This is a genomic window from Mycobacterium sp. E3247 (assembly GCF_001667785.1).
In the GTDB taxonomy this organism is placed as follows: Bacteria; Actinomycetota; Actinomycetes; order Mycobacteriales; family Mycobacteriaceae; genus Mycobacterium.
The window spans coordinates 55,506-71,503 of record NZ_LZJG01000489.1; the positions used below are offsets into that span (position 1 = coordinate 55,506).

The window sequence follows — 15,998 nt, forward strand, 5'->3', positions numbered from 1 at the left end:
ACATCAATGCACTATATAGTTATATCATTGTGATGGTGGTCGCCTCCACCCCGGTTCCGGATTGGTGGCGCCGCCGATATCCCAAGCATATACAGGTAGATTATTTGGCTATGACAGCCCTGCCGCCACCGTTGCGGATCGAGCCACGTTGGACGGACCTCGACCCGGTCGGACATGTCAACAACAACGTGTTCCTGGTCTACGCCGAAGAGGCGCGGGCACGCTATCTAATGGCCACGCTACCCGATGCGTGGGGGCAGATCGTTGTCGTGCACAACGGCATCGACTACCACAGCCCAGTCGAGATCTCCGATGTCGTGTGCGTGACCTCGATAGTCGAATCCATTGGTACCTCCTCGTTGACGACGGTCAACGTGATCGCGACCCACGAAGGACGCAAATGCGCGACGGTCCGAACAGTCCAGGTCGTACTCCACTCGGACCGACGGGGATCTCGTCCGTGGACCGAGGATGAACGTGCGGCGCTGCTGACGCTCGTCGAGGACCCGGCGGATCGGTAGCACGATGCAGATTCGCGAGCACACGTCGTCGACCAAACCGGCGATCGTGCTCGACCCGTCGGGGCTTCGGCTGACCTTCGCAGAACTCGAGGCGCGAGCGAACCGGCTAGCGCACCATTGGCGCCGGCACGGAGTGCGCGAGGGCGACACCGTCGCGCTTGTCATGGAGAACAACGAGCACATGCACGTCGTCATGTGGTCCGCCCGGCGCGCCGGCCTCTACTACGTACCGGTGAACACACACCTGACGCCCTCCGAAATGGGCTACATCCTGACCGACAGCGAAGCCATGGCGATAGTGGCCTCGGCCGCGATGAGCGCACAGTGCGAACAGCTCGAGGAGTACCTGACCGACATTCCGGCCCCGCTCAGACTGATGACCGGGGCCACGCCACCCAATTGGGTCTCCTATCCTGAATGCGTTGCCGGTGAACCCGACACGCCTATTGCCGACGAGTCCGAAGGTGACCTCCTGCAGTACTCGTCGGGGACCACCGGCCGGCCGAAAGGTATTCGGCGGGAGTTGCCACATGTGACCCCCGCGGTTGCACCGAACGTACTCACACCGCTGCTCAACGCGTTGGGCATCACCGGCAATTCCGTCTACCTGAGCCCAGCCCCGCTGTACCACACCGCACCGTCGGTCTGGTCGATGTGCGTGCAGGCTCTCGGCGCGACCACGGTGGTGCTGGAGAGGTTCGACGCCGAGCAGGCGCTGGCCTGCATCGAGCGCTACCGCATCACTCACGCGCAGTTCGTCCCCGCCATGTTCGTCCGGATGTTGAAGCTGCCGGCCGAGGTCCGCGACGCCTACGACCTGTCCAGTCTTGAGCGCGTTGTGCACGCCGCGGCGCCGTGCCCGCCTGAGATCAAGCGGCAGATGATCGCGTGGTGGGGTCCGATCATCGACGAGTTCTACTCGTCTTCGGAGGGCGCGGGAATTACCTTCATCACCGCCGATGAGTGGTTACAGCATCCCGGCTCGGTGGGCCGCTCGCTTCTGGGCACGGTTCACATCCTCGGCGAGGACGGTAGCGAGTTGGCCGCCGGCCAGACCGGAGACATCTACTTCGAGGGCGGTTTCGCGTTCGACTATCTGCATGATCCCGTCAAAACCGCCGCGTCGCACAATCCGAACGGATGGGCGACGGTCGGCGACGTCGGACACCTCGACGAGGACGGTTACCTTTATCTCAGTGATCGGCGCCACCACACCATCATCTCCGGCGGCATCAACATCTACCCGCAGGAGGCCGAGAATCTGCTCGTCAGCCACCCGCGGGTCGCGGACGCCGCCGTCTTCGGGATTCCCGACCCCGAGATGGGCCAGCGGGTCGCCGCCGTGGTCGAAACAGTAGACCCCCTGCACACGACCGACGACTTCGCCGACGAGTTGCTGGAATGGCTGCGAAGCCGGCTTGCGCACTTCAAGTGCCCGCGACAGATCCGCTTCGAGACCCGCCTGCCGCGCAGCGATGCGGGCAAGCTCTACAAGCAGCCCCTGATCGAGAAGTACAGCGGGCCGGCTGAATAGGCGCACCACAACAGAGGTATGCCGGCGGCGGCGCCCCATCGATGTGTCTGTGGCGCCGTTGCTGGTACGCCGCCATCCCTGCCCCGGTTGTCGCCCGGACAAACGCAGCACGCGTTCGGGATTGCTTCTCCTACGGAACCGACGCAATCATTTGCGGCAGCAGAGATTACACCATTTGACACTTTGCAAAGGGATAATTATTATACTGATAATGCAAGTGACCCGGATCACTCGTCGGGCTTTGTCGGCCGGGCTCGGGATAGACCTTCGGAATTGGAAGCGCACCGAGTGCGCGCTGCTGGCATGCGGGCAACGTTTTCGAGTGCCTTATTGTCGCTCAACGATGAATTCCGCATCGTCACCGACCAGCTCGTGAAAGTTGGTGGTTGAACGGTCCAGCGGGCCGCTGGCGCCGACAATGCGGCCTGTGCGAGATGACGCATCAATCGGCCTAGGAACAGGAGCCAGGTTGTGAAGTTTCACGTTTTGTTGCCCGGCTGTGTCGACACGCCCGCGATCACGCAACCGTGGGAATCGACGCTTACGGGTGCCGACATCGTCCGTATCGCACAGGTTGCCGACGAGTGCGGGTTCGAAGGTCTTCTGATCCCAGAACATTTCGTTGTCGCTGCCGACCACGCAGAGACGACGGGACGACACTTTGTGCATTCGACCACCGCACAAGCGATCATGGCGGGCGCGACGAGTCGAATCAAACTTGGCTCGATGGTGACGATCTTGCCGTTACACAATCCAATCGTGCTTGCAAAGTCCTTGGCCACGCTGGACTGGCTGAGCGGCGGTCGCGCGGCCGTCACGGTGGGCTTGGGATGGCAGCCTGACGAGTACCGCGCAGTCGGTGTCCCCTGGGAGGAGCGCGGTGCGCGGGCAAACGAGTACTTGGCTGCGATGTTCGAGTTATGGCACAACCAAGCGCCGAGCTTCGACGGCAAATATGTCAACTTTACTGACATAACCTTTGAGCCCAAACCGATTCAAGAACCGCATCCGACGGTGTGGGTCGCCGGCGACGCCGATGCGGCACTGCGACGCGCAGCGCGATTCGGCGATGGGTGGGCGCCATGGTTGACGCCGCCCGGTCAGATACCCGAAAAGCTTGACCGTCTTCGGTCGTTCGCTGAGTTCGACGGTCGGCCATTGACAGTGTTCTACTCACTGATGGCGCTGCTCATCGGTTTGGACGATACCGGCCATGTGCCCCTGGATGACCAGGCTTCGGTGTCGTCGGCCGAAACGCAGCGCGTCGTCGACGCTTGTGGGCAACTCGCCACCCTGGGCGTGACCGATACTTGGGTGCCGCCCGCGCCGGTGAGCGAACTGGGTGAGTATTTGGACTCGCTTCGCTGGCTGTCGGAGGAGGTAATCCCACAGCTCAGGGCGGCATGAGACGGCAGATCCCGTTTGTTGACAAGCGAAGTGGGCGATTCTTCGGTGCGTGACGACACAGAGGACAACGTGAGTCTTTGGCGAAGCTTGACCGGGCGCCTGAACGGCGATCCCGAATCGGGTGGTGTATCCCACTCGCACGCAATGGCGAGTTTCAAAGCGACTGATCCAGGTACGCACACATTGCGAGACCCCCCCCAGAGCAGCGGCGATATGGGCCTTTGAGAAGCGGTGAGTTCGGAACTCCAAGTCCGGGGCTAGTCACAACCGGGCGCGACGGGCAAGGTTCTCCGGGTCGATGATGACTAGCGTCTTGCCTTCTCGATAGATCCATCCACGTTGGGCAAAGTCCGAGAGGGCTTTGTTGACCGTTTCGCGGGACGAGCCGACCAGTTGGGCGAGTTCTTGCTGGGTGAGTCCAAGCTGAACGCTGAGCGTCTTTTCGGTGCGGGTTCCGAACCGCCCGGTCAGGTCGAGGAGTTGCTTGGCCACCCGGCCCGGCACATCGGTGAAGATCAAGTCGCATAGCGTGTCGTTGGTGCGCCGCAGCCGCCGCGCCAGCACCCGCAACAGCTGTTGTGTGATGTCGGGGTAGGCGGCGATCCAAGCCCGAAGGGCACGACGATCCATCCTTAGCGCGGTCACGTGGGTCAATGTCGTCACCGTCGAGGTTCTCGGCCCGGGATCGAAGAGGGCGAGTTCGCCGAACATGTCGGTGGGGCCCAGCACGGTAATCAATGTTTCGCGGCCGTCCGTTGCCGCCCGGCGGATCTTCACTTTGCCTGCCAGCACGATGTACAGGTCGACGCCTGGCTGCCCCTCGGCGAAGACTGTGCATCTAGGCGGGAAAGACACCTGCTGGAGCTCGCCAGCCAGCGCGGCAGCAGCGTCGGGAGGAACGCCTTGCAGGATTCCGGCTCGCATCAACGCGTCATGCACTTAAGCACCCCTCTGTTTTGCATCCCAATCTGCTAAGGACTGCCCGACTGTGATCAGTACGCCCGTCGGTCGACATGGGCGAAGCAAAGGCTTGAACCCGCTGGACGCCCTACCAACTTCAGCTCGACATATGGACGGGCGGGTGCGGTCGCAGATCTCGGTGGTACGCGCTGCGGCACCTTTGTTGTTGAAGAACAACTTCGCCCAGTTTTACGCGAGCTGTTCATAGAACAGCATCGGTTGCGGTCTGCTCTGCATTGGCTCGCCGGCCGTCGTAGTTCATCGAGTAGAACCAGTGGAAGTGGTCTCGTGCCGCGCTGCACCTCAGGCGACTCGTTGTCGTAGTCCATCATCTAGCGCTCGTAGTAAACCGGGTCGACGTCGCGCGCGGCGGCCATGACTTGCTTTGTAGTGCAGATGGTTTCGAGCATGGGGTGCGGAATCGGGCCGTCGCCGCGCCTTCAGGCTACTGTGTGGCCGCATCGAAACGCGCAAGCTGATTGGGACAGTAGGTCTTCAGCGCTGCGGCCAGGAACTGCCAGGCTTGCCCAGCGGTGGTGCCATGGGCGAGGTTGCTACCGACGAATGTGGCTGAAGCATAGACGTCCTTGTCGACTCCGTGGTCCAGCCGCTCACAGGTGGTCTTGCCGATCCAGGCGTTGTAGTCCCGCTGCCCGTAGATGCCGTAGGTGTGCAGCTCGTTGGCGAAGTCGGCGTCGGGATCGGCGGCCGCGGGCGCCGCCATGAGCATCGAGGTGAGAGCCGTCGCGACGAATGTGGTCCCCCACCTCATGGCGTGACTCCTACCGCCGGATCCTTCTGCAAACGCTCAACTTTGGGCCACGGAGCCGGCAGCGGGCGCACCCGTACCCGCTGCGGCCACCAGTACCACCGCCCCAGCAGGGTAGCGATCGCCGGCGTCATGAACGACCGGACTATCACGGTGTCGAAGATCAATCCCAGGCCGATGGTGGTGCCGACCTGACCGATCACCCGCAGCTCGCCGACCGCCATGGTCATCATCGTGAAGGCGAACAGCATCGCGGCGGCGGTGACCACCGGACCGCTCCCGCCCAGGGTGCGGATAATGCCTGTCCGGACGCCCGCGGTGACTTCCTCCTTCAATCGTGAGATCACCAGCAGGTTGTAGTCAGCGCCTACGGCAAGCTGGATGATCATCGCCATGGGCAGCACCATCCAGTGCAGTTCGAGCCCAATGATGTGCTCCCACAGCAGTACTGAGATGCCGAATGAAGCACACAACGACATCACCACCGCGCCGACGATCACCGCCGCCGCAATAATGGCCCGGGTGATGATCAGCATGATCAGGAAGATCAGCGCGAGCGCGGCGATACCCGCGATCATCAGATCGTACTTCGTGCCGTCGGCCATGTCTTTGAAGGTCGATGCGGTGCCGCCCAGGTAGATTCGTGCCCCCTCCAGCGGTGTGCCCTTGAGCGCCTCTTTGGCGGCTTGCTTGATGGCATCGATCTTCTCGATGCCCTCTGGCGACATCGGATCACCCTCGTGGGCGATGATGAATCGCACCGCGTTCCCGTTCGGGGACACGAATTGCTTGATGCCACGCTTGAAGTCCGCGTTGTCGAAGGCTTCCGGCGGCAAATAGAAGGAGTCGTCGTTCTTTGCTGCGTCGAACGCCTCCCCCATCGCCTGGGAATTCTGCTGCATCTCGGCGGTCTGCTGCTGCATCCCCTTCTGTGTCTGGTACATCGTCAGCATCATCTGCTTGACCGATTTCATCGCGTTGATCATGGCCGGCATCAACGCAACCATCTGCGGCATCAGGGAATTCAGCCGCTCCATGTCCGGGATCAAGTCCTGGATACTGTCGGTCATCGAGTCGATGCCGTCGAGCGCGTCGAACATCGAACGCAACGCCCAGCAGACCGGGATGTCGTAGCAGTGGCGCTCCCAGTAGAGGTAGCTGCGTAGCGGCCGGAAGAAGTCATCGAAATTCGCCAGCTGGTCGCGCACTTGGGCGAGCGTGACGGACATGTCCTTCATCTTGGTCACCATGTTGCTGGTGGTCTCGGCCATCTGGACCGTGATGCCTTGCATCTTCTCCATCGTGTCGATGTTCGTCTGCATGACTGCGGCTTGTTTGAGCATGTCGGCCGTCCGGTCACCTTGGTATTGCTCATTGAGCTTGCTCAACATGCTCTGCTGGGACAGGGCGTAGGGGATCGTGCTGTGGTCGATGGGCTGCCCGTCGGGCCGCGTGATCGTCTGGACGCGCCCGATCCCGGGCACCTTGAACACCGCCTTGGCGATCTTGTTGATCACCAGAAAGTTGGCCGGGTTCCGCAGATCGTGATCCGTCTCGATCATCAGCATCTCCGGGTTGAGCCGGGCCGGGGCGAAGTGCCGCTCGGCTGCTGCGTAGCCCTGGCTCGACGGGATGCTCGCCGGCAGAAACTTACGGTCGTCATAACTCGTTTTGTAGCTGGGCAAAGCGATCAGCCCGATCAGCGAGATCGCCAGGCTGGCAGCCAGAATCGGTCCGGGCCAACGCACCACCGCGGCACCGATCTTGCGCCAGCCGCGCGAGCGCAAAGCACGTTTGGGATCAAGCAGGCCAAACTTGCTTGCCACCACCACTAACGCTGCTCCGAAGGTCATCGCGAACGCGACCATCACGAGCATGCCAATGGCCAACGGCACACCGAGTGTCTGGAAGTACGGCAGCCGAGTGAAGCTCAGGCAGAACGTGGCCCCCGCAATCGTGAGCCCGGAGCCGACGATGACGTGGGCCGTGGTGCCGAACATGGTGTAGTACGCCGATTCTCGATCCTGCCCGAGGCTGCGCGCCTCCTGATAGCGGCCGATCAGGAAGACCGCGTAATCGACCGCGATGGCGATGGCCAGCGTCACCACGAGGCTGGTGGCGAATGTCGAGAGCCCGATGATGTTGTGATAGCCCAGGAATGCGATCGTCCCGCGGACGGTTGCGACGCTGATCCCGAGCGTTGCCATGATCAGCAGGGTCGTGATGATGGAGCGGAAGAACGCCAACAGCATGACCACGATGACCACCATGGTCAGTTTTTCCACGGACTTCATGCTGCTGTGGCCGATCGCTTGCTGCTCGGCGGCCAACGCCGCACCGCCGGTGAGATAGGCCTTCACGCCGGGGGGTGCCGGGATCTGGTCGATGATCTTGTGCACGGCTGCCACCGAGTCGTTGGCCTTGGCCTCGCCCTGGTTGCCAACCAGGTTGATCTGCGCGTACGCGGCCTTTCCGTCGCCGCTTTGCACGCCCGAGGCGGTCAGCGGGTCGCTCCAGAAATCCTGGACGTGCTCGACGTGCGCGGTGTCGGCGCGCAGGGCGGCGACCAGCTTCCCGTAATACTCACGCGCCTGCGGACCCAGCCGGTCCTTACCTTCGAGCACGATCATCGCCGAGCTGTCGGAACTGTATTCCTCGAACACCCGCCCGATCCGTTGCATCGCCACAGCCGCGGGCGCGCCCTTCGGGCTCATCGACACCGAGCGCAACTCACCGACCTTCTCGAGCTGCGGAGTCGAGACGTTCAGGAAGACGGCCAACCCAATCCAGGCAACGATGATCGGCACCGAGAGCTTGCGCATCACCAGCGCGATGCCCCCGAAATGCGCGCGAGGGTGGACCGGCACCCGGAGCTCGTCGGTCACCGCCTCCGACACCGGCGCGCTCATGCCGACTTCACGATGCAGTACGTCTGGGCGTTGTACCCGTCGACTACGCGCTCAGCGCGCAGTTGGTCATCGACATAGACGCGACAGCCGAGGGAGTCGGCATCACCTTGTGCGACCAGCGTCGCGGAGACCGATGGATCTGTTGTGGACAGGGTCAACGACCAGGGCAGGGCGACGTTACTCACCCGCTGCGGAAGCGCTTTGAGGTCGGTGTAGTTGATGTCGACGACCGCACCGGCGGGACCGGAGACCTCGTAACGCACCACCTTTGGGTTGAATCGCTTGGCGTCTCCGGCGAAGTTCATCGGCGCCACCAGCACCGGGTCCGAGCCGAAGATGCTCCGGATCCGGCTGACGGCCACACCACCGAGGGCGATGACCACCACCATCGTCAACGGCAGCCAAACACGTTGGAGCACTTTCAATTCAACCCCTCCCTACGGCCGCATGCCTCCCTCAGCAACAGCCGGTCGGCAGTCTGAACCTATACGATCGTTTGAGTTCAATCAACCGAAGGGTAGAGTATGTGAGCGGGACAACGTCGCCGCCGTCAGGGTGGTCCAAGTCACCATGCGTTCTGGGGGTAACCTGCACGAAAGGAGGCGTTCGGAATGGCCAAACCAGTGGCTGCTCGCGGTTTCGCGCGCGAGCGCGTGCTTGACGCGGCCCTTGAGCTGTTCGCCCAACATGGCATTCGCGGCACTTCCATCCAAATGATCGCCGCGCGGCTCGGCGTTACCAAAGCCTCGGTCTACTACCAATTCCAGTCCAAGGACGACATCGTTCTTGCAGTCGCCGAGCCGATATTCGATGACCTCGCACACATTCAGCGCATCGCCGACATGCTCCCCACGCCGCAAGCGCGCCGCGATGTCGCCCTGAGCGGTGTCGTCGACCTTGTCATCCGACACCGCCAAGTGGCCAACGTCGTCTACGGCGATCCGGTCATGACCGAGCTGGTCAACACCCACCCAGATCTCCACCACATTGTCGACAGCTTCACCGATCTGCTGCTCGGCGCTCGAAGAACCGACTCCGATCTGGTGGCCATGACAATGCTCACCGCCGGAATCTATGGATGTGCGGCCGACTCGCGCCTGCGCGGCATCACCGACGACGACCTGCGGGATATGTTGCAGGATATCGTCAAGATCTTCACCGCTGCGCTATCGGCGCACTGCCAAACTGGGCCCCGGTAGCAAGTGGCGCAATAGCGCCGCGCGGCTTTCATCGGCTCAATCCGATCGGCCTCGTGGGTCGGCCCTCACATCCGCTCGGCACCAATAAGAACATTTGTCAGAATCGCCTGCAGCAGCGCAAAGTTCACTCAATCAGTTCGGACGTGACGGGAAATCGATTCCAACCAGATCGCGCCCCGCATATCCGCCACCCTCCACCAGTGCTGGGTCCACCAACCGAAGACGCGTGCTGTCACAAACGCCGCGCGGCAGTGGGTGTGATGGTTTTCACTGCTCTCCGAGAGGGTGCAGATCCTTAGCGCAGCTATATTCTGCTCGTCGTGGTCGACGATCCATTGGTGCGCAACGGCATTGGCAGTGAAGTTGGCGATCTCGCGGAATATGTTCTTGCCGATGGCACTATTGTGCTGCCCGAGGGCGTGACCCTGACTTCATTCCTCGACCGCAACCGGGCGGCTTTCGGCGACCAGCGTTCCTATCGCTTCATCGACTACGCCAGGGTGCGCGACGGCCTCGCCGTCGACCTGAGTTGGAACGATCTATGGTCACAAGTGCGCGCGATTGGCTCCCGGTTGCAACACGTCACCTCGCCCGGTGACCGGGTGGCGATCGTTGCACCGCAAGGTTTGCACTACGTTGCTGCCTTCTTCGCCGCAATCCACGCCGGCAACGTCGCGGTCCCACTTTTCGCGCCGACTCTGTCCGGACACGCCCAGCGGTTAGCGGCAGTGCTGGCAGACGCTCGACCCGCCGCAGTGTTGACCACCACCGCGGCCGCCGAGCCGATCCGCACGTTTATCAGGACGCTGCCACCACAAGCACGTCCGCGATTGATCGCCGTCGATGCAGTCCCAGAATCACTGGGCGCGACATTTTTCGACGTGACCCGTGACAGCGATGATGTGGCGTATCTGCAATACACATCAGGGTCGACGCGCACGCCGGCCGGGGTGGAGATCACCCACCGCGCCGTGTGCACCAACGTCATACAGATGATCCTCGCGGGCGGACTTGACCTCAAAATCCGTAGCGTGAGCTGGCTGCCCCTGTATCACGACATGGGTCTGATAATGATCATGTTCCCCGCACTGTTCGGAGAGTCCATCACGCTGATGGACCCCATGGCCTTCCTCCGGCGGCCCTACCGATGGATCAAGCAGCTGGGCGCTGAGGCCCGGTACGGGCGGACGTTTGCGGCCGCTCCGAACTTCGCCTTCGAACTGACCGCCGAACGTGGTCTCCCCCCACAAGGCGAGACCCTCGACCTGAGCAACGTCGTCTGCCTGCTCAACGGATCCGAGCCGGTGACGATGTCGGCCATCGACAAATTCACCAACGCCTTCGCCCCCTACGGTCTGCCGGCCGCGGCGATCAAGCCGTCCTACGGAATGGCGGAAGCAACCCTCTCGGTGGCCAGCATCGCCCAAGACGCCAAGGCGAGTGCAATCTGTTTGGATCGTGAGCAGCTCGGCGCCGGCCGGGCGATTCCCGTCGCCGCGACAAGCCCAGGCGCCGTCTCCCACGTCTCGTGTGGCCAACCGATCCCCAATCAGTGGGCGGTGATTACCGACACCGACGGGGCCGAAGTTCCCGACCGCATGATCGGGCAAATCTGGTTGCACGGTAATAATATTGGCCGCGGGTACTTCGGCCGCGCAGATGAAACACAGCGCGTATTCGCCAATAAGCTGCAATCGCGACTCCAACACGGCAGCCACGCCGAGGGGGCCCCCGACAACGGATACTGGCTGGCAACCGGAGACCTCGGCGTTTACATCGACGGCGAACTGTATCTCACCGGGCGGATCAAAGACCTCATCATCATCGACGGCCGCAACCACTACCCCCACGACATCGAAACCACGGTCAGCGACGCCTCGGCCGCCATCCGCAGCGGGTACGTCGCCGCGTTCTCCGTTCCCCGCGAGGCGATTGAATCGTCCGATGACCGCACCGGAGAACAGGTCGTCATCGTGGCCGAACGCGCAGCCGGTGCCGGGCGCGCGGACCCTGCCCCGATCCTCAACGCTGTGCGCGCCGCGATCGCACGACAGCATCACATCCGTGTCGCCGACATCAAACTCGTAGCCGCTGGTGCGATTCCCCGCACCACAAGCGGCAAGCTCGCGCGCAACGCCTGCCGGGCCGATTACCTCGCCGGGCGGTTCCACCCCAGCCAAGAATGAGCTCAGACGCATTCAGTTCTCACTTCTTCTGAAGGCGAATCTCCATGGCAACCGACTACGACCAACCACGCTCCAACCCTGAAGACCCAGAAAAGGATTCACTCGGCGTGCTGCGCCTCGCACGCGAAGCTGCCAGGATTCGCTTTTCAGCGAGGACATCGACACCGCCGAACCCTCGAGCTGCCGGGCGCCGACCTCTCCCGTGACGCACTCCAAACCCAGGTTCTCCCTCAACAAGTCGATGAATTTACTTGTGCCCATTGCTATCTGGTGCAGCACAAACGCCGATTGGCCAGCAACATCCATGCCCAACCCATATGCACCGATTGCGACCAACCACCACCCTCACACCCAGGGGCCTCACCGAAACGCCGCTGACGTCCGCACTACTTCGAGCCAAGCCGGGACCTGTCGCGCCGGCGATATCCCCGACCGCATGCCCTCCCGCCGTTCCACGATGGTGCGCGCGGCGCTGGCCAAGATCAGCGCCGATCTTTTCGCCGATCCTGGCCGGTAACAGGCGACGCATGACGGTCAAAGTGGGCGCCACTCACGGCGACAGCTCATGGCTTGATCCCATAACCCTCGCCATCGTCGGCCAGGTAGGTGACCACATACCACCGTCGATGCGGCTCCACGCTGTTGTCGTACTCCTCGGTCGCGGTCGCCCGCTCGAGCCGAACGTCCGTCAGTCCCGGATTGTGCACGCGGACATAGTCTTCGAGCTCGGCGAGCAGCGCGGCGCCCGTCAGTGTCGTATCCGCGAGCGCCTTCGCCTCGCGCTTGGCCCAACTCACGCGTTACATCTTGCCCCGGCCAATGCGGCCGGCGGCCGACCCGTGGGGTTAGGTTGCCATCCGACCGTCGAGCACGATGCCCAGCCGGACGGCGCCGCCCCTGCGGTGCACGCCCTCGATACGCACCTCGATGTCTGGCCGCCTCGGCTTGCTGGCGGTCGATGTGGCCGGGTTGTCGAAGGTGATCATCGGCGATCTCCTCTCTCGCTAGGCCCCCGCTCTATTCAGGGTGCGACACGTATACCGACTATTGGGGGTGCGACACGATCACGATTAGGGCAAGACGGTGTGCATCAGCATTACGTCGTACGCCGACCACAGCGACAGGTTGAAATACAGGTCGCGCCCCGACGACCACGGGTGGATCATCGGCGCGTAGATGCCACCGGGCATGGAGAACGACGACACCAGCGGTTGCTCCGGGCTCCACGGCCCCTGCGGGGTCGGGGCGGTGCGTGCCACCACGTCGTTGCTGCCGCCGTTGGTGTAAAGCACCAGATACTGCTTGAGGTAGTTGTTGTACTGGGCCGACATCTCGCCCACCGGCCCCGGGAAGATCGGTGTGGCCGCACCCGGATTGTTCGGGACCCAGCGGCCGCCCTCGTCGCCGTTCCAGTACTGGTACTTGGTGAGGTCGGGCAGCTGACCCGGGGGCACGCGCGACAGGAAGGCCGCGCCACCGCGTCCCGATGGGGTCCCGAACTGGTAGAGGTAACCGTCGTTGCCCTTCATGAACGCACCCATCTGGAAGTTCTCGTTGCCGGGAGTGAACCCGGCTCCCGGGATGGCGTCCGCTGAGGCGGTGCGGATCGAGGTGGGAAAGATCCCCCAGTTCTGGCCGTTGTCGTTGGACCGCGCGATCGCCGAGTAGTTCGTCGACCATTCGCCGTCGCGGCCCCACTGCCGGATGGACATGTAGCTCATGTACTGCGTCCGGCCGATCGCGATGCCGGCGGTGGGAATGATCCCGGTCTCGTGGGCAGCCTTGTGGATGGTGTTGACGACCTGCTTGGACAGGCTCGGCGCCCACACCGGTGAACCTGAGTACCGGTCGTTGGGGACGCCTTCGGCGATGTGGATGCCGTGCGACAGATCGCGGTCCGAGCTGCGGAAGAGTGTGTTGTAGCGCCACTGCTGGCCCTTGACCTTGCAGTAGCCGAAGGTGTCACCGAAGGCCATCAGCACCTGGCGGTTCGCCGGATCCCCGTTGTCCCAGGCGATTCCGAGGTCGGTACCGGAGATGCTGAACCGCTGCAGAGTCTTGTTCGGGCCGTCGGGCCCGGTCACCCAGTCGACCAGCGACGTCGGCGCCCCCGCGATCGAGGGGGGCGGCGCCGGCGCGGGTTGCGGCGGCGGGACCGGGGCCGCGTTCGGCTGCAACTGACCGGCGTTCGGCGGCTGTGCGAGGCCGGGGGCCGGCGGATTGGGACCGGGCGGTAACACCTCCGCCTGCGGCCTCATCGGGGCGACCTGCCGAGGGATCGCCGGCTTGAGGAACGACGAGATCAGCGGGCCCAGTTTGGGCAGCGGCGCCTGGTCGTTGGCGTGGCTGGGTCTGCGCCCGGTGGGCGGCTGGACGACCGGCTGGGGCGCGGGCATCGCCGGCGGCGCGGCGGGTGGGTCGACGTTCGCTTCCGGCGCGCCGCATGGGGTGGCATTGGCCGACGGTGCGGGACCGACCACGTAGACGAGTCCGACAGCGGCCGCCGACGCCATCGATAGCGACACACTTCGAAGAATCGCCGACATGTAACACCTTTCGAGCGGCGGGACACCGCATTGACGTCCGCAGTTGGCTCATGTGACGATAGTGATCAGCGCGGCAGTTGTGACTAGTGATGCGACAATAGGTACGCATCCGTGACCGTGTCGCAACGCAGCCCGCCCCCGGTCATCACCCGCCCGATCGCAGTGACCGCGCAGGCGCGTGCCTGACCGCCACGGAGCATCTCGCCGAACACCGTGCGATGGGCCCCTGGGGCCAGGTACGCTCCCATCCGCCAGCACACCCGTCATCGCCGTCGGCTAGCGCTGCGGCCAACCCCGGCAAACACGGCCCGGCTGCCCGGGTGCGCGGCCCGCCAAGGAGGGCGACCGATGACTGTGCGTAATGATCTGCGCGGCAAGCTGATCCAAAGCCCAGCGTATCTTCGCCGCGTGGTCGCCGCGTCCATGGCGGGCACGGTGGTGGAATGGTACGAATTCTTCCTCTACGGCACCGCCGCCACCCTGGTCTTCAGCAAAGTGTTCTTCCCCCGGGGCGGCAACGAGCTCGACGCGATCCTGGCCGCCTTCGTGACCTATGCGGTGGGCTTCGCCGCCCGCCCCCTCGGCGGCATCGTCTTCGGCCAGTTCGGCGACCGGTACGGCCGAAAGAAACTGCTGCAGCTCAGCCTGCTGCTGGTCGGCGTCTCCACGTTCGCGATGGGCTGCCTGCCCACCTTCGCCCAGATCGGCTACTGGGCCCCGGCGTTGCTGGTGGTGCTGCGCTTCCTGCAGGGCTTCGCCGTCGGCGGCGAGTGGGGCGGGGCGATCCTGCTGGTCGCCGAGCACAGCCCGAAGTCCCACCGCGGGTTCTGGGCCAGCTGGCCGCAGGCGGGCGTCCCCGGCGGGAACATGCTCGCCACCGTGGTGCTGCTGATGCTCACCTCGACGCTCTCGGATGCGGCGTTCCTGGGCTGGGGCTGGCGCGTGGGGTTCTGGCTGTCCGCGGTCGTGGTCCTGATCGGTTACTACATCCGCACCAAGGTGACCGACGCGCCGATCTTCTACGAAGCGCAGCGTCAGGACGACCGCATCAACGCCAGCCGGCTCGGTGTCTTCGAGGTGCTAAAGCGCTATCCGCGTGGCGTTTTCACCGCCATGGGCATGCGCCTCGGCGAGAACACCATGTACTACCTCGTCGTCACCTTCTCCATCACCTATCTGAAGGTCCACGTGCACGCCGACACCAAGACGATCCTGTGGTGGCTGCTGGCCGCGCACGCCGTCCACTTCGCCGTCATCCCGCTGGCCGGCAGCCTCAGCGATCGATTGGGCAGGCGGCCAATCTATTTCATCGGCGCGCTCTGCGCGTGCACCTGGGGCTTCTTCGCGTTCCCGATGATGAACAGCGGACGCAACGCCGTCATCATGTCGGCGATCGTCATCGGTCTGGTCTTTCACGGCCTGATGTACGCGGTCCAGCCGGCGGCCATGGCCGAGATGTTCCCCACCCGCATGCGGTATTCGGGGGTGTCCCTCGGTTACCAGGTCACCTCGATCTTGGCCGGTTCGCTGGCGCCGATCATCGCGGTTCGCCTGCTCGAGACCTACCGGTCCGCGGTGCCCATCGCGTGGTACCTGGCCGCAACCGCCGCGGTGAGCGCCCTGGCCGTCCTCGCCGCCGCCGAGACCAAGGGCATCGACTTGGCCGCCCTCGACTCCGCCGACGCCCGCAGACAACGGACCGATGCGGCGCTCCGATCGGACGGCAGCGAGCTCGTCGAGGGCGCCATCTGAACCCGTGTGCGACGCCGTCACGCGTAACCCGCATGTTTGTCCGCCGCGGTACGGGGCAATGTTCCATGAGAGGCGCACGCGTCGGCCGGCCTTCGCGTTCGCCTAGGTCCCGTCGGTTCAGCCCGAGAGCCGACGGGGCCGCCCTCATTTTGCGGGCCCTCCTTAACCATGACCCGCTCGCGGATACGACCCAACGACGAGGCCGTCCAGGAGTA

At 63.7% G+C, this 15,998-nt stretch carries 16 protein-coding genes; 7 read left to right on the top strand and 9 right to left on the bottom strand.

Going from position 1 to position 15,998, the window contains the following annotated elements:
• Positions 1–110 precede the first annotated feature (110 nt).
• The 3 genes from A9X04_RS24055 (at position 111) to A9X04_RS24065 (ending at position 3,462) form a co-directional block, all read left to right on the top strand.
• Positions 111–521: a thioesterase family protein gene (locus A9X04_RS24055; protein ID WP_067926013.1), complete on the top strand. Its 411-nt coding sequence runs from the start codon at positions 111–113 to the stop codon at positions 519–521.
• A gap of 4 nt (positions 522–525) precedes the next feature.
• Complete coding sequence (gene fadD4 / locus A9X04_RS24060) at positions 526–2,055, top strand: fatty-acid--CoA ligase FadD4 (protein WP_067926014.1); 1,530 nt, start codon at positions 526–528, stop codon at positions 2,053–2,055.
• Between the two features lie 471 nt (positions 2,056–2,526).
• Entirely contained in the window at positions 2,527–3,462 is a 936-nt protein-coding gene (locus A9X04_RS24065; RefSeq protein WP_067926016.1) for a TIGR03619 family F420-dependent LLM class oxidoreductase, read from the top strand.
• Between the two features lie 261 nt (positions 3,463–3,723).
• On the opposite strand, the gene A9X04_RS24070 is transcribed toward A9X04_RS24065, so the two are convergent.
• The 6 genes from A9X04_RS24070 to A9X04_RS24085 form a co-directional block, all read right to left on the bottom strand.
• Entirely contained in the window at positions 3,724–4,386 is a 663-nt protein-coding gene (locus tag A9X04_RS24070) for a Crp/Fnr family transcriptional regulator (RefSeq protein WP_369829011.1), read from the bottom strand.
• Between the two features lie 238 nt (positions 4,387–4,624).
• Entirely contained in the window at positions 4,625–4,684 is a 60-nt protein-coding gene (locus A9X04_RS32450) for a hypothetical protein (protein WP_369829012.1), read from the bottom strand.
• 70 nt (positions 4,685–4,754) lie between these two features.
• Entirely contained in the window at positions 4,755–4,832 is a 78-nt protein-coding gene (locus tag A9X04_RS32455; protein ID WP_369829013.1) for a DUF5078 domain-containing protein, read from the bottom strand.
• 35 nt (positions 4,833–4,867) lie between these two features.
• A complete protein-coding gene (locus tag A9X04_RS24075; RefSeq protein WP_067926022.1) occupies positions 4,868–5,194 on the bottom strand; it encodes a DUF732 domain-containing protein in 327 nt (108 codons plus the stop codon).
• The gene (locus tag A9X04_RS24080; protein WP_067926025.1) at positions 5,191–8,100 is read right to left on the bottom strand and encodes an RND family transporter; all 2,910 of its coding nucleotides are present in this window, start codon (positions 8,098–8,100) and stop codon (positions 5,191–5,193) included. Before A9X04_RS24080 ends, A9X04_RS24075 begins: the two co-directional genes overlap by 4 nt.
• Positions 8,097–8,489: an MmpS family transport accessory protein gene (locus A9X04_RS24085; protein ID WP_067926027.1), complete on the bottom strand. Its 393-nt coding sequence runs from the start codon at positions 8,487–8,489 to the stop codon at positions 8,097–8,099. The genes A9X04_RS24080 and A9X04_RS24085 overlap by 4 nt, the downstream gene beginning before the upstream one ends.
• Positions 8,490–8,711: 222 nt before the next feature.
• On the opposite strand from A9X04_RS24085, the gene A9X04_RS24090 reads away from it, so the two are divergent.
• The 3 genes from A9X04_RS24090 (at position 8,712) to A9X04_RS30020 (ending at position 11,863) form a co-directional block, all read left to right on the top strand.
• Positions 8,712–9,299 carry a TetR/AcrR family transcriptional regulator gene (locus A9X04_RS24090; RefSeq protein ID WP_067926030.1) on the top strand — a complete coding sequence of 196 codons (588 nt, stop codon included), beginning with the start codon at positions 8,712–8,714 and terminating at the stop codon, positions 9,297–9,299.
• A gap of 338 nt (positions 9,300–9,637) precedes the next feature.
• The gene (locus A9X04_RS24095) at positions 9,638–11,485 is read left to right on the top strand and encodes a fatty acyl-AMP ligase (RefSeq protein WP_067926143.1); all 1,848 of its coding nucleotides are present in this window, start codon (positions 9,638–9,640) and stop codon (positions 11,483–11,485) included.
• Positions 11,486–11,665: 180 nt separating this feature from the next.
• A complete protein-coding gene (locus A9X04_RS30020; protein ID WP_369829014.1) occupies positions 11,666–11,863 on the top strand; it encodes a DUF4193 family protein in 198 nt (65 codons plus the stop codon).
• 185 nt (positions 11,864–12,048) lie between these two features.
• On the opposite strand, the gene A9X04_RS24100 is transcribed toward A9X04_RS30020, so the two are convergent.
• The 3 genes from A9X04_RS24100 to A9X04_RS24105 form a co-directional block, all read right to left on the bottom strand.
• The gene (locus tag A9X04_RS24100) at positions 12,049–12,282 is read right to left on the bottom strand and encodes a hypothetical protein (protein ID WP_067926033.1); all 234 of its coding nucleotides are present in this window, start codon (positions 12,280–12,282) and stop codon (positions 12,049–12,051) included.
• A 48-nt stretch (positions 12,283–12,330) separates the two neighbouring features.
• Positions 12,331–12,471, bottom strand: a complete 141-nt coding sequence (locus A9X04_RS30605; protein ID WP_156751819.1) for a hypothetical protein — start codon at positions 12,469–12,471, stop codon at positions 12,331–12,333.
• 84 nt (positions 12,472–12,555) lie between these two features.
• Entirely contained in the window at positions 12,556–14,031 is a 1,476-nt protein-coding gene (locus tag A9X04_RS24105) for a DUF4185 domain-containing protein (protein ID WP_067926036.1), read from the bottom strand.
• Positions 14,032–14,379: 348 nt separating this feature from the next.
• Here A9X04_RS24105 and A9X04_RS24110 point away from each other — a divergent pair, with 348 nt between their 5' ends.
• The gene (locus tag A9X04_RS24110) at positions 14,380–15,783 is read left to right on the top strand and encodes an MFS transporter (protein ID WP_067926039.1); all 1,404 of its coding nucleotides are present in this window, start codon (positions 14,380–14,382) and stop codon (positions 15,781–15,783) included.
• Positions 15,784–15,998 lie beyond the last annotated feature (215 nt).

Bases quoted from the DNA above. Each gene is read 5' to 3' on its own strand.
- A9X04_RS24085 (WP_067926027.1), bottom strand. From the start codon at position 8,489: ATGGTGGTGGTCATCGCCCTCGGTGGTGTGGCCGTCAGCCGGATCCGG.
- A9X04_RS24105 (WP_067926036.1), bottom strand. From the start codon at position 14,031: ATGTCGGCGATTCTTCGAAGTGTGTCGCTATCGATGGCGTCGGCGGCC.
- A9X04_RS24080 (WP_067926025.1), bottom strand. From the start codon at position 8,100: ATGAGCGCGCCGGTGTCGGAGGCGGTGACCGACGAGCTCCGGGTGCCG.
- A9X04_RS24070 (WP_369829011.1), bottom strand. From the start codon at position 4,386: ATGCGAGCCGGAATCCTGCAAGGCGTTCCTCCCGACGCTGCTGCCGCG.
- A9X04_RS24075 (WP_067926022.1), bottom strand. From the start codon at position 5,194: ATGAGGTGGGGGACCACATTCGTCGCGACGGCTCTCACCTCGATGCTC.
- A9X04_RS30605 (WP_156751819.1), bottom strand. From the start codon at position 12,471: ATGATCACCTTCGACAACCCGGCCACATCGACCGCCAGCAAGCCGAGG.
- A9X04_RS32455 (WP_369829013.1), bottom strand. From the start codon at position 4,832: ATGCTCGAAACCATCTGCACTACAAAGCAAGTCATGGCCGCCGCGCGC.
- fadD4 (WP_067926014.1), top strand. From the start codon at position 526: ATGCAGATTCGCGAGCACACGTCGTCGACCAAACCGGCGATCGTGCTC.
- A9X04_RS24055 (WP_067926013.1), top strand. From the start codon at position 111: ATGACAGCCCTGCCGCCACCGTTGCGGATCGAGCCACGTTGGACGGAC.
- A9X04_RS24090 (WP_067926030.1), top strand. From the start codon at position 8,712: ATGGCCAAACCAGTGGCTGCTCGCGGTTTCGCGCGCGAGCGCGTGCTT.
- A9X04_RS24110 (WP_067926039.1), top strand. From the start codon at position 14,380: ATGACTGTGCGTAATGATCTGCGCGGCAAGCTGATCCAAAGCCCAGCG.